A 13,098-nucleotide genomic window follows, 5' to 3' on the forward strand; every position below is an offset into this window, starting at 1 on the left:
AAACGTTTTTTCTGGTCGAATAAAAGCGATATACCCAAGTAACCTCAAGATGCTGTGTTCAGCGAGATGACCTTAACTTTCAGGCGCGGCAACGATTCGAAGATATAGTCGTTCTACATTGAGAATCGTTAACAAAGCCTGAGAGTTAAGGTCACTCGCCCTTTGGGAGCGTGTCACTGAGCCGACTTCTTGCGTCAGACAACCGTTCTTCTTACAAAAATAAGAAAGAGCCTGCTATTCCGCTTCGTTGTCTTCCTTGAATTCGACTCAGTGACCTCGCTCTGAATCAAGCATCTTGAGGTCACTTGGGTATAACTTACCCCTTACTACGATTTACTAACCATGACACCATTAAAACAATATCAGAACGACATAGCAGAACATGGATTTCAGCATGATGAAGCGCAACATCAGGCGGTGGTCGCGTTAGATAACCTTTATCATGCCATTGTAGAGTTTCAATCGACACCGCCCCCGACTTTAACCACTTGGCAAAAACTGCTCGGTAAAAAAGCAGTCAAACCAGCGCCACCTAAAGGGCTTTATTTTTGGGGGGGAGTGGGACGAGGTAAAACGTACCTCATGGATACTTTTTTTGAATTGTTGCCGACACAGAGAAAAATGAGGGTGCATTTTCATCGTTTTATGCATCGAGTTCATAATGAAATGAAACGTCTTAAGGATGTCGAGAACCCATTATCCATAGTGGCGGATCGGTTTAAACAAGAAGCGGACATCGTCTGCTTTGATGAGTTTTTTGTTTCTGATATTACCGATGCGATGATCTTAGCGACCTTACTACAAGAAATGTTCAAAAGAGAGATGGTCTTGGTTGCTACATCTAATATCGAACCAGAAAATCTCTACCGAAATGGACTACAAAGGGCGCGCTTTTTGCCTGCCATAGAGATGATCTTGCAGCGTTGTGAAGTGATTAATGTTGATAGTGGTATCGATTATCGCTTACGGACTTTGCAGCAAGCTGAGATATACCATTATCCACTGGATGAGCAGGCCTCCGTCAACTTGAAGAAATATTACCATCAATTAACCGGGGAAAGAAAAGCAACGGTCGATCGAATTGACATTAATCACCGTGAAATCACTGTCGTTGAAGCAAACGATGAAGTTCTATTCGCCACTTTTGAGCAACTTTGTCAAACCCCACGAAGTCAGAATGATTATATTGAACTCTCTCGCCTGTACCACACAGTATTGCTGGCTGATGTAAAGCAGATGCATAGTAAAATGGATGATGCGGCGAGACGCTTTATTGCCTTGGTTGATGAATTTTATGAGCGTCATGTCAAATTGATCATCTCTGCAGAGGTGCCGCTGGAGTCGCTCTATCTCAATGGGCAGTTGGAATTTGAATTCAAACGCTGTTTGTCTCGATTAGTTGAGATGCAGAGTTACGAGTACCTTGCAAAAGAGCACCTCGGATAAACCAGTACTTTTAAATGAAAAGAAAAAATTAGTGATTTGGCGCAAAAAAAGGTGATTTTTTCTTCGCTCTTCTTTATAATCCTGCGACCCACCGTTACTGCAGACCTAATTATCGAAGTTATTTCGAGAGTAAGGTCGAGAGTACCAACGACTCGAAGGGGTGATGACTGGGCTCTTAGACAGTGTGGGGACACAAATATGTGTTCCTTAAAGTTTAAATTTTAATTAACGGGTTATTATTAGCATGAAAACTTTCGTTGCTAAACCAGAAACTGTAAAACGCGACTGGTACGTTGTAGACGCAGAGGGTAAAACTCTAGGCCGTCTAGCAAGTGAAATTGCATCTCGCCTACGTGGCAAACATAAAGCTGAATACACTCCTCACGTTGACACTGGTGATTACATCATCGTTATCAATGCTGAGAAAGTTGCTGTAACTGGTAACAAAGCTAAGAACAAAGTGTACTACCGTCACTCTGAATTCCCAGGTGGTCTAAAATCTATCACTTTTGAAAAGTTGATCGATCGTAAACCTGAGATGGCTCTTGAGCTTGCAGTTAAAGGCATGCTTCCACGTGGTCCTCTAGGCCGTGCTATGTACCGTAAGCTTAAAGTTTACGCGGGCGCTGAGCACAACCATGTTGCTCAACAACCACAAGTACTAGACATCTAATTGGGGATTTCGAAAATGGCAGAGAATCAATACTACGGCACTGGCCGACGCAAAAGCTCAGCTGCACGTGTTTTCATTAAACCAGGCAGCGGCAACATCGTAATCAACAAGCGTAGCCTTGATGAGTACTTCGGTCGTCCAACTTCTCGTATGGTTGTTAAGCAACCTCTTGAGCTAGTTGAACTAACTGAAAAGCTAGACCTATACGTTACTGTTAAAGGTGGCGGTATTTCAGGTCAAGCTGGCGCTATCCGTCACGGCATCACTCGTGCTCTTATGGAGTACGATGAGTCTCTACGTCCAACTCTACGTGCAGCAGGTTACGTTACTCGTGACGCTCGTTGCGTTGAACGTAAGAAAGTTGGTCTACGTAAAGCACGTCGTCGTCCACAGTTCTCTAAGCGTTAATTTCCAGTTATTGGGAATTATGCTGTTTCAGACTTGTTCTGGAAACTGTGCATCAAAGCTCGGCTCTATGCCGAGCTTTTTGTTTTTCTAAATCCCTCTTCACCATCGCCCTTTGGGCCGTTCAAAACCTTTTAATACCTTTCAATACACACGTTACCGTTATCTCAATATAAAATACGCATCATTGATTGTGAGCCATTATTGTCCTGATTTGGAAACTTGCTCTGTGCAGGTTCTGTTCTTTATTAACGCTTTTTTTGCGATTTAAGCAATGAAAAATTTGGATAAGACAAGGGCTTACTTCTCACTTCTTGATATGCAATCTCGCCCTTTTTTGTTACAAGTTACATCGCATTTTTATTGTTTTACCGCTTTTGTGACGGTGTGAGCGATTTACCTCGCAAATGTTACAAAAAGGTAGCTTTGCCTTGTCAAAAAGTAGGGTTGTCTTTATCATTTCTATTCAATAAATAGAATTAAATTTATTATTGTTAGCCATGCTCTTATAAGTGGAATGATAATGACCCAAGGGAGCAAATGGGAGAATGTTTGGATGAGCAATGCGCCTTTAAATAACGGACGTAGGCGTTTTCTAACTGCAACAACTGCGGTTGTTGGTGGGTTAGGAGCAGTCGCCGTCGCCGTTCCTTTTATCAAATCATGGAACCCGAGTGCAAAAGCAAAAGCAGCAGGAGCACCGGTTGAAGTGGACATCAGTAAAATAGAAGCTGGTCAAATGATTCGCGTTGAGTGGCAAGGAAAGCCAGTCTGGGTAGTTCGCCGTACTGAATCTGTTCTTGAAAACTTGAACAAAATCAATGATCAGCTCCGAGATCCAAACTCCGAAATGGAGCAGCAACCTCCTTACGCACAGAATGAATATCGCTCTATAAAGCCAGATTATTTTGTTGCGGTTGGTTTCTGTACCCACTTAGGTTGTTCGCCGACCTACCTGCCTGATACATTCTCAGAGCAGGTTCAAGGCGTAAAATCAGGCTTTTTCTGCCCTTGTCATGGTTCTAAATTTGATATGGCAGGTCGAGTGTTTCAAGGTGTTCCAGCGCCATTAAACCTTGTCGTTCCTAAACATATGTATCTCACTGAGAATAAACTCTTGGTGGGTGTTGATGAGGGAGACGCATAATGCAAGTATTACTCGATTGGGTAGAAAAACGTCTTCCCGTTATGAATGCCTATAAAAAGCATTTATCTGAATACCCCATGCCGAAGAATTTCAATTTTTGGTACCTTTTCGGTTCTTTGGCAATGTTGGTTTTGGTCAATCAGATTTTAACCGGCATCTGGTTAACCATGAACTATGTGCCTTCCGGTGAAGGTGCGTTTGCTTCTGTTGAATACATCATGCGTGATGTCGATTATGGTTGGTTACTGCGCTATATGCACTCAACAGGAGCATCGGCTTTCTTTGTGGTGATTTATCTTCACATGTTCCGAGGTCTGATTTACGGCTCTTACCAAAAACCCCGTGAATTACTGTGGCTATTTGGCATGTTGATCTTCCTAGTGCTGATGGCTGAAGCCTTTATGGGTTACCTATTACCTTGGGGGCAAATGTCCTACTGGGGTGCTCAGGTCATCATCTCTTTGTTTGGTGCAATTCCTGTTATTGGTGATGATTTAACACTCTGGATCCGGGGTGATTATATTATTTCCGGCGCAACGCTGAACCGTTTCTTCGCTTTACATGTTATTGCTTTGCCGATTGTGCTGCTTCTTCTTGTGGTACTTCATGTACTCGCATTGCATGAAGTAGGTTCGAATAACCCCGATGGTATTGATACTAAGCTGCCTAAAGGGACTATGGGAGAAGATTACAAAACGCAGTTTAAATTCCACAAAGATTACACCAAAAAATACGACATTATTGATTCGATTCCTTTCCATCCCTATGGCACGGTAAAAGATCTTATTGGTGTAGCCGGTTTCTTGTTCCTATTCTGCTATGTGTTATTTTTCAACCCAGAAATGGGTGGATATTTCCTAGAGCCGCCTAACTTTGAAGCTGCTAACCCACTGAAAACACCAGAACATATTGCTCCAGTTTGGTACTTCACTCCGTTTTACGCCATTCTAAGAGCGGTCCCCGATAAACTGCTTGGTGTTATTCTGATGGGTGCATCGATTGTTGTTCTGTTCCTACTTCCTTGGTTGGATAGATGTAAGGTTCGTTCATATCGCTATCGCAGTAAGTTACATCTGTTGAATATTGCTCAATTTACTGTTGCCTTTATTGCTCTGGGTATATTAGGTGCACTACCAGCGACACCGTTGTACACCATTTTGTCTCAGATCTTTAGCTTGTGTTACTTCATGTTTTTCGTGTTGCTGTTCTTCTACAGCAAAAATGAAGCAACCAAACCATTACCAGAGAGGGTGACATTTAAATGAAGAAGTGGATTTTAATTCTATTTGCTCTGTTACCATCTCTTACTATGGCGGCAGGGAGTAATTTTCCATTAGATAAAGCTAATATTGATCTCTCCGATAAGGCGTCGCTACAAAATGGTGCAAAGTTATTTATGAACTATTGCTTTGCTTGCCATTCGACTCAGTATCAGCGTTATGAACGTGTTGCGACGGATCTTGAGATTCCGATTGATCTAATGAAAGAAAACCTGATTTTCGATCCTACCGCCAAGGTAGGCGATCTCATGGTGAATGCGATGCCTGCCGAACAAGCTGGAAACTGGTTTGGTGCTCCGCCCCCTGACTTAACTTTAGTGGCTCGTGTGCGAGGGGCTGACTGGCTTTATACCTATTTACGCTCGTTCTATGTCGATCCTTCACGACCGTTTGGTGTCAACAACCTTGTTTTCCCGAGTGTTGGTATGCCTCATGTGCTTGAAGAGCTACAAGGCGTTCCTACACCTGTCTATGCCACTGAGGTAGTAAATGGTGAGGAAGTTCAGGTCGTTGTAGGTACCGAAACGGATGGCACGGGAGAACTGACTGAAGGCGAGTACGATAAAGCGGTAGGTGATATCGTCAATTTTCTTGTTTATGCAGGGGATCCTATTCAGTTAGAGCGTCATACTCTTGGCTGGTGGGTTATGGGATTTTTAGTGATCTTCACCATCATTGTAGTGTTGTTGAAAAAAGAGTATTGGCGTGATGTACATTAATTGTGCTATAATGCCGTGCTAATTCTTAATTTTAATTAATGGATAATGGAGGCTTAGCGCCTCCATTTTTATTTATAAGTGTACTGGAGGGCTCCATGGCTGTAGCTGCCAATAAACGTTCTGTAATGACTCTTTTTTCAAGTGCATCAGATTTATATAGCCATCAGGTTCGTATTGTACTAGCTGAAAAGGGCGTAAGTGTTGAAGTTGAGCTTGTTGATGAAGCAAATCTTCCTGCTGAGCTTGTTGAATTAAACCCATATAAGTCAGTGCCAACTTTGGTTGACCGTGAGCTAGCTCTTTACGATTCAAAAATCATCATGGAGTACTTGGACGAGCGTTTCCCGCATCCTCCTCTTATGCCTGTTTACCCTGTCGCACGAGGTAACAGCCGCTTGATGATGTACCGTATTGAACGTAACTGGTACTCACTTGCTGAAAAAGTGGCAAAAGGTAATGCTGAAGAATCTGAAAAAGCACGTACTAAACTGCGTAATGATCTTCTGACTCTTGCGCCAATTTTTGCGGAATACGAATACTTTATGAGCGAAGAGTTCAGCCTAATTGATTGTTACTTAGCCCCACTATTGTGGCGTTTACCACAACTTGGTATCGATCTTGTTGGCCCGGGCTCAAAAGAGATCAAAGTGTACATGAATCGTGTATTTGAACGTGATTCATTCCTTGCTTCATTGACTGAAGCAGAGCGTGAAATGCGTTTAGTTCGTTAATCGGACTAGGTTGTATACGTTATGGATATATCTAAGATGACCGCTCGCCGTCCCTACATGCTTCGTGCATTTTATGACTGGTTGGTTGATAACGATCTTACGCCTCATCTGGTTGTTGACGCAACGATGCCGGGAGTTCGCGTACCCGTTGAGTTTGTTCAAGATGGGCAGATCATCCTGAATATCGCTCCGGCTGCGGTTGGCTATCTTGAATTAGGTAATGAAGCGATCACTTTCCAGGCTCGTTTTAGTGGCCGTCCACATTCAGTGATCGTGCCTATCTACGCAGCACAGGCTATTTATGCTCGTGAGAATGGTGCAGGTACGATGTTTGAACCTGAAGATGTCTATATGGATATCGAAGAAGAAGACGTTACTGACGACGCACCATCACCGGCATTTACTGCTGTGACGAGTGACTCAGAGCCAAACCCTGTTGAGCTTGAAGAGGAAGAATTACCTCGTCCGAAAGGCAAGCCAAGCTTACGTGTGATCAAATAGCCTCAGGTGTTAGCGAGCGAAATGAAATAAAAAAGCAGCGTTGATACGCTGCTTTTTATTTAGGCTTTATTTTCTCTCTTTCAATAAGCTTGCTTAGAAAGGCGGTTGAGAACTTGGCTGCTGAGCATTGCTTTCAAGTGCGCCTGTATCGCCATACTGAAAGCCCTTAATGACTTGCTTAACTCCTGAGATATTGCGTGCAATCTCAACGGCGCGATCACCTTGTGCTGGCGAGACATAGCCAAATAGGAACACATCACCATCTTCCGTGATGACTTTTACCTTAGTGCCATTTAATTCACCGTCGGTGAGTAAGGCAGATTTCACTTTGGTGGTAATCCAGCTGTCATTACTGATTTGAGTGAGGCCCAATGGCTCCATTTGCTTGATTTGGTTGTGGATGTTTTTAACGCCATTTAAATCGCGTACTTGGTTTTCAAAATCATTAATGAGCACTTGAGTGGGAGCTTGCCCCATCAGAACTAAGGTGCCGTTATAAGAACTTGCGACAATTCGTGTTTGACCTGCAAAAGGGGCTTTATTGCTCATTGCAGCGACTTCAAACTCGATATTGTTGTCTTGCCATATTTCTTTTGGGGTACGAGTGTCTGTCACGATATTCGCTGTGGTTGCCGCTCCAGCGATAAAAAGACCTGCGCAGCCACTTAAGCTTAGAGCGGTAAATAAAATAAAAAGGTTCCGTATCATAGGAGTAGACTCTTGGTTGTTTATTCTTCGTGAGCAGGAAAAAGCACTTGATCAATCAGGTCACATAAACAATGCAGGGTAACCATGTGAACTTCATGGATACGTGCGGTACGCTGAGATGGAATACGAATCTCGACGTCGTTTTCTCCAAGCAGACCTGCCATCTCGCCACCATCTTTCCCCGTTAAGGCGATGATAGTCATATCGCGAGTCACTGCCGCTTCCATTGCCTTGATAATATTTTTGCTGTTACCGCTGGTTGAAATTGCAAGCAAAATATCCCCGGCTTGACCAAACGCACGGACTTGCTTAGAAAAAATCTCTTGGTAGTGATAATCATTCGCTACGGCTGTTAGAGTAGTGTTATCTGCGGTGAGAGCCATAGCGGGCAGGCTAGGGCGTTCAGTCTCAAAGCGATTTAAAAGGCATGAAACAAATTGCTGGGCGTTAGAAGCACTGCCGCCATTACCGCAGCATAAAATCTTATTGCCGTTTAATAAGCTCGAAACCATGGCTTGAGCGGCATGAGTTATCGTGTCTGGCAACGCTTCAGCTGCCGCAATTTGAATCTGAATACTTTCAGTAAAACAGTCTTTAATGCTGTCTAGCATTGTTTATCCTTCAGAGATTGCATTTTGTATCCAATTGATGTCGTCACCATTGTTATGAATTGCGACCACATCAAATCGGTAATCGGCATGATGTATATCATATTTGTTCTTGCTGAGCCAAATATGGGCAGTTTTGACTAGCTTACGCATTTTTGTCGGAGTGACCATTTCGGCGGCGGAACCAAAATGATCATTTTTGCGATATTTTACCTCAACAAAGACGATAGTTTTACCTTGTTGGAAAATTAAATCAATTTCTCCGGTTTTTGTTAAAAAGTTTTGGGTTAGAAAATGTAGGCCTTGGCGCTGCAAATAGTGCTTCGCCAAGGCTTCGTATTGGTTACCAATCTGCCTCTTGCTAAAGAGCCCCACGCTCGGCCCAGTCTAGTTTACGTTGAACGACGCATTTATTATCAATCGTCAGGCGGCCAGTTTGCCCGTCGACAGAGTAGCCCGGTAGCAGCTTCATTTGTGGTAGTTCATTAATTAGCTTGTAAGCATCCATCCCCATTGCTTCAAAGCGTTTTTCTGTATTTGACTGATTTGGCCACAGCTCATTCATTTGAGCAGTAATGGTTGGCTCTGGGTTTACGAGCAGAGGAATGTCACTGTATGTGACACCAGTTAAATCTTCATAAGCTGCGCCACCGCTGTTACTACGAGAATTCGAGAACATTTTTGGTGGTTTTTCACCTGGGTTTATTGCCACTTCGATAAATGGCTTGATCAACGTCAGCTCTGAGCTTTTGGCCACGATATAAACCGAATCAACATCACGACGGCTGCGAGGTGTGCTTTCAACCGCGGTATGAGTCAGAGCCTCAATTTGAGCGATGCGTTTTTTACTTTCTTGAAGGCCAAATATTTTATTGATGTCTTTCTGCATTTGTTGTTTGTTGCCGAAAAACTCGGTGGCTGCGTTATAGTGACTGTATTTCGCCCATTCTTGACTGAAAGCGTTACTGACACGTTGTCCATAAGCGCCTTTAGGGGCTAGAATCATCGGGAACTTGTAGCCTTGCTCGAAGAGATACTTGGCGGCTTGTGCCACTTCTTGTTCAGGAGACAAAGCGAGGTAGCATGTATTCGTTTCTGGCTGAATCCTGTCTGGGATATTTAAGGCTAAGTTAGGGATCGTGACGCCCGTTTTTGAGCCATCAAGAACAGTTTGCAGTTGTGTTACTTTGTTTTTTTGCAGTGGTCCAACAACAAAATCAATATTCTTATTGATCAGACGCTGTTGAATTTGCTCTGCAGTATTTCCGTTAGTATCGATCACCGTCAGTGAAGCTGTTGGATCACGGTATTCATCATTCATCATAGCAAACACAAAGCCGTCACGAATAAGCTGGCCTTGTTGAGCAAACTTTCCAGTCAATGGCAGCAACAAAGCGGTGTTATTTGGTTTTACAATGTCCAATGACAAGATGTTTTGAATTTCTGCTGGAGTATAGAGGCTCGCAGGGTGTGAAGAATGATCGTTTAACCATCCATCAATGGCATTCTTCAATTGTGTGAGGTTGCTTGAGTAGGTTTTAGCGTAGCTTGCAAGTTGCAACCAACCATTGAGGACATCCTCGTTGGCAGAAGTGGTCAACCCTTTTAACTCTTGAGCTGAATATTGGCTGAAGTTCATCCAAATACGGCTAGAAATTTCACGTCTTTCTTGAGTTGAGGCATAGTCGCTCTCTGCAACCAATTGGCGGTTGGCTTCGAAAGGTTGGTTCAAACTTTGGTAGGCATCAGCACGGAGGGCATAGTACTCTTTCCACTGTTGACTGGGTAATTGCCACCATGATTGAAAGTTCAATACTTGCAGTATTTGCGAGTAATGCCCTTGTTTTTGTTGTATGGTCGCTTGGATAAGTTGCCATTCAGCTTGCTGAACCTCATTTAAGGATTGTCGAGCAAGACGTTTTACCAGCAATTGTGCTCTTTCGATTTGATTTGCTTGTACCGCAGCTTTTGCGGCCATGATTAACCAGTCACTTTGCAAGCTTCCCTGGCTACTGTCTGCTTGGATCATGTAGTTTTGGGCAGACTGTGTTGGTGGGCGCGTGATGTCTACACTATTTGGACGTTGTGGGCCTGAAGAACATGCCGTCAGGGTCATTGCTAGTGCTACAGGGGTAAGTAAGCGTGGTACACTTAGGCGCTTATGGTTCATCATTGCCGTGAGTTCTCTATAATTTTTGTACAAAATTTTCTCTATATTAATCGTTGAAGTGATAGTAAACAAATGACAGAAAAAAATAAGTTGCTGAATGAGAGGCCAACTCTCTACATCGTACCGACTCCAATCGGAAATTTAGCGGATATTACTCAACGTGCTGTTGAAGTTCTGTCGAATGTGGACATCATCGCTGCTGAGGATACTCGACATACAGGCAAGCTGTTATCTCATTTTAATATCCAAACGAAAACATTTGCCTTGCATGATCACAATGAACAGCAAAAAGCGCAAGTTTTAGTTGAAAAATTGTTGTCTGGTCAATCAATTGCGTTGGTTTCTGATGCAGGTACACCATTAATAAGTGATCCTGGTTATCATTTAGTCACTCAATGCCGACAAGCAGGAGTGAATGTTGTTCCACTTCCAGGAGCTTGTGCTGTTATTACTGCCTTGAGTGCTTCTGGACTGCCTTCTGATCGATTTAGCTTTGAAGGTTTTTTGCCTCCAAAAAGTAAGGGTCGTAAAGATAAATTCTTAGAAATTGCTGCTGTTGAACGAACGTGTATTTTTTATGAGTCCCCACATAGAATTGTAGACTCTTTACAAGATATGTTGGAAGTTCTTGGCCCAGAAAGAGAAGTCGTCTTGGCACGTGAATTAACCAAAACATTCGAAACCATTCAAGGTATGCCGTTAGGTGAATTGATCGCATGGGTGAAAAGTGACGATAATCAGCAACGTGGTGAAATGGTATTACTGATACACGGTCATCGTACTTCAGGGCAAGAAAGTTTGCCAGACGAGGCAACCAGAACATTGAGTATTCTGACTAAAGAGTTACCACTTAAGAAAGCAGCGGCATTGGCAGCAGAAATTTATAACCTTAAGAAAAATGCTCTATATAAATGGGGATTAGAGAATTTGGATTAAGAGCGCGATGTCAGTTGAGTCAGTGCGCAGAAATGAATTGGCCGATGCGAAAGAGTTTTTTACCTCGGTAGTATTTTGTGTCGGTATCAATCGTCGGCTGTTCAGTACTAGTCTGTTTGTTTTGTCGCCATTTGATGACTTCATTTCATCATATTTGTGATCCTACTAGACTCTATGTCGATAACTCTATACAATCCGCCTCGGAGCTGACTGGGTAGTCGCTGCTTTGTTGATGTCCTTCGGGAGACTGACGTTGAGGTCCTTTTAGGAGACTGACGTTGACGTCCTTCGGGAGACTGACAAAGGGGAGGAAAGTCCGGGCTTCATAGAGCAAGGTGCCAGGTAACGCCTGGGGGGCGCAAGCCTACGACAAGTGCAGCAGAGAGAAGACCGCCGATGGCCCCTATTTTCGAATAGTGGTGCACAGGTAAGGGTGAAAGGGTGCGGTAAGAGCGCACCGGGCGGCTAGTAATAGTTCGCAGCAGGGTAAACTCCACCTGAAGCAAGACCAAATAGGCCTCCACATTGCGTTGCTCGCGTAAGGAGGCGGGTAGGTTGCTCGAGCCAGTGAGTGATTGCTGGCCTAGACGAATGGCTACCGCCGCGCAAGCGGAACAGAACCCGGCTTATGTGTCGGCTCCTCCAATTCGAGACCCATCATTACTACCGTAGTGATGGGTTTTTTGCATTTTATTGGTGTAACTTATGTTATCACCGATACACTTAGTACTGAATTGCATCTACCTTTACACTTAGGGTGACGATGATGCCGGAAATCAGTACACTTAAGATTCGCTTTAAGACCATTCAACGAGAAAGCCATGACCGAAACTTTTCAACATATCTCCGTGCTATTAAATGAATCCATTGATGGTTTAGCCATCAAACCTGACGGTATTTATATTGACGGAACATTTGGCCGAGGTGGTCACAGCAGAACAGTGTTATCAAAATTAGGTGAGCACGGCAGGTTGTACAGCATTGATCGTGATCCTCAGGCGATCGCCGAAGCGAGCAAAATTGATGATCCACGTTTTACGATTATCCATGGTCCTTTTTCTGGAATGGCTCAATATGCAGAGCAATTCGATTTAGTGGGTAAAGTGGATGGTGTCTTGCTGGATCTTGGCGTGTCATCTCCCCAACTTGATGATGCGGAGCGTGGGTTCAGCTTTATGAAAGACGGCCCGTTAGACATGCGAATGGATCCAACGTCAGGGATCCCGGTTTCTCAATGGTTAATGGAAGCGGATTTAGACGATATTACATGGGTAATTCGAGAATTTGGCGAAGACAAACACGCGCGCCGGATCGCAAAAGCCATCGTTGCTTACCGTGAAAATGAAGAAAATGAGCCAATGGTCAGAACGGGTCAATTAGCAAAATTGATTTCGGATGTTGCGCCAAAAAGTTTCAAAGAAAAAAAACACCCAGCCACACGTGCTTTCCAAGCGTTTCGTATTTACATTAACAGTGAATTAGAAGAAATCGATACTGCCTTAAAAGGTGCAGCAAGTATTCTGGCTCCACAAGGCCGCTTATCGGTGATCAGTTTTCATTCCTTGGAAGATCGTATGGTAAAACGATTTATCCGTAAAGAAAGCAAAGGCCCTGAAGTGCCACATGGTATCCCTATGACGGAAGCGCAAATTCGAGCACTAGGCAGTGCGAATATGAAGGCTGTGAGTAAGGCAATTAAACCAAGCCAGCAAGAAATTGACATAAACCCTCGTTCTCGCAGCTCTGTACTGAGAGTCGCAGAAAAACTTTAGCC

14 protein-coding genes and 1 other RNA gene are annotated in these 13,098 nt (G+C 43.6%); 11 read left to right on the forward strand and 4 right to left on the reverse strand.

Annotated features, from left to right (window positions below; translation table 11 throughout):
* The first annotated feature begins 342 nt into the window (after positions 1–342).
* From zapE to sspB, 8 genes are all read left to right on the forward strand, one after another.
* On the forward strand, positions 343–1,446 hold the full coding sequence (gene zapE / locus BS333_RS02060; RefSeq protein WP_021709873.1) for a cell division protein ZapE: 1,104 nt from the start codon (positions 343–345) through the stop codon (positions 1,444–1,446).
* A gap of 244 nt (positions 1,447–1,690) precedes the next feature.
* Positions 1,691–2,119, forward strand: coding sequence for a 50S ribosomal protein L13 (gene rplM, locus BS333_RS02070; protein ID WP_005372872.1), 429 nt, complete (start codon positions 1,691–1,693; stop codon positions 2,117–2,119).
* A 15-nt stretch (positions 2,120–2,134) separates the two neighbouring features.
* On the forward strand, positions 2,135–2,527 hold the full coding sequence (gene rpsI / locus BS333_RS02075) for a 30S ribosomal protein S9 (protein WP_005436094.1): 393 nt from the start codon (positions 2,135–2,137) through the stop codon (positions 2,525–2,527).
* Positions 2,528–3,080: 553 nt separating this feature from the next.
* A complete protein-coding gene (petA, locus tag BS333_RS02080) occupies positions 3,081–3,671 on the forward strand; it encodes a ubiquinol-cytochrome c reductase iron-sulfur subunit (RefSeq protein ID WP_021709874.1) in 591 nt (196 codons plus the stop codon).
* Positions 3,671–4,936 carry a cytochrome b gene (locus BS333_RS02085; RefSeq protein WP_021709875.1) on the forward strand — a complete coding sequence of 422 codons (1,266 nt, stop codon included), beginning with the start codon at positions 3,671–3,673 and terminating at the stop codon, positions 4,934–4,936. The genes petA and BS333_RS02085 overlap by 1 nt, the downstream gene beginning before the upstream one ends.
* Complete coding sequence (locus BS333_RS02090) at positions 4,933–5,670, forward strand: cytochrome c1 (protein WP_021709876.1); 738 nt, start codon at positions 4,933–4,935, stop codon at positions 5,668–5,670. The genes BS333_RS02085 and BS333_RS02090 overlap by 4 nt, the downstream gene beginning before the upstream one ends.
* 95 nt (positions 5,671–5,765) lie before the next feature.
* Positions 5,766–6,401 carry a stringent starvation protein SspA gene (gene sspA, locus BS333_RS02095; protein ID WP_021709877.1) on the forward strand — a complete coding sequence of 212 codons (636 nt, stop codon included), beginning with the start codon at positions 5,766–5,768 and terminating at the stop codon, positions 6,399–6,401.
* Between the two features lie 21 nt (positions 6,402–6,422).
* Positions 6,423–6,902 (forward strand): ClpXP protease specificity-enhancing factor, encoded by a 480-nt coding sequence (sspB, locus tag BS333_RS02100; RefSeq protein WP_021709878.1) that lies wholly within the window; start codon positions 6,423–6,425, stop codon positions 6,900–6,902.
* 93 nt (positions 6,903–6,995) lie between these two features.
* Here the strand turns inward: sspB and BS333_RS02105 are convergent, their stop codons facing one another.
* From BS333_RS02105 to BS333_RS02120, 4 genes are read right to left on the reverse strand one after another with little or no spacing between them, the layout of a single operon-like run.
* Positions 6,996–7,610 (reverse strand): BON domain-containing protein, encoded by a 615-nt coding sequence (locus BS333_RS02105; protein ID WP_021709879.1) that lies wholly within the window; start codon positions 7,608–7,610, stop codon positions 6,996–6,998.
* A 20-nt stretch (positions 7,611–7,630) separates the two neighbouring features.
* On the reverse strand, positions 7,631–8,221 hold the full coding sequence (locus tag BS333_RS02110; RefSeq protein ID WP_021709880.1) for a phosphoheptose isomerase: 591 nt from the start codon (positions 8,219–8,221) through the stop codon (positions 7,631–7,633).
* Between the two features lie 3 nt (positions 8,222–8,224).
* On the reverse strand, positions 8,225–8,593 hold the full coding sequence (locus BS333_RS02115; RefSeq protein ID WP_021709881.1) for a YraN family protein: 369 nt from the start codon (positions 8,591–8,593) through the stop codon (positions 8,225–8,227).
* Complete coding sequence (locus BS333_RS02120) at positions 8,580–10,391, reverse strand: penicillin-binding protein activator (protein ID WP_021709882.1); 1,812 nt, start codon at positions 10,389–10,391, stop codon at positions 8,580–8,582. The genes BS333_RS02115 and BS333_RS02120 overlap by 14 nt, the downstream gene beginning before the upstream one ends.
* Before the next feature lie 69 nt (positions 10,392–10,460).
* On the opposite strand from BS333_RS02120, the gene rsmI reads away from it, so the two are divergent.
* The 3 genes from rsmI (at position 10,461) to rsmH (ending at position 13,096) form a co-directional block, all read left to right on the forward strand.
* Positions 10,461–11,324 (forward strand): 16S rRNA (cytidine(1402)-2'-O)-methyltransferase, encoded by an 864-nt coding sequence (gene rsmI, locus BS333_RS02125; protein ID WP_021709883.1) that lies wholly within the window; start codon positions 10,461–10,463, stop codon positions 11,322–11,324.
* A 202-nt stretch (positions 11,325–11,526) separates the two neighbouring features.
* Positions 11,527–11,969: RNase P RNA component class A (gene rnpB / locus BS333_RS02130), an RNA gene on the forward strand.
* Between the two features lie 176 nt (positions 11,970–12,145).
* Positions 12,146–13,096 (forward strand): 16S rRNA (cytosine(1402)-N(4))-methyltransferase RsmH, encoded by a 951-nt coding sequence (rsmH, locus tag BS333_RS02135; RefSeq protein ID WP_021709885.1) that lies wholly within the window; start codon positions 12,146–12,148, stop codon positions 13,094–13,096.
* Positions 13,097–13,098 lie beyond the last annotated feature (2 nt).

It is taken from the genome of Vibrio azureus, assembly GCF_002849855.1.
Lineage (GTDB): Bacteria > Pseudomonadota > Gammaproteobacteria > Enterobacterales > Vibrionaceae > Vibrio > Vibrio azureus.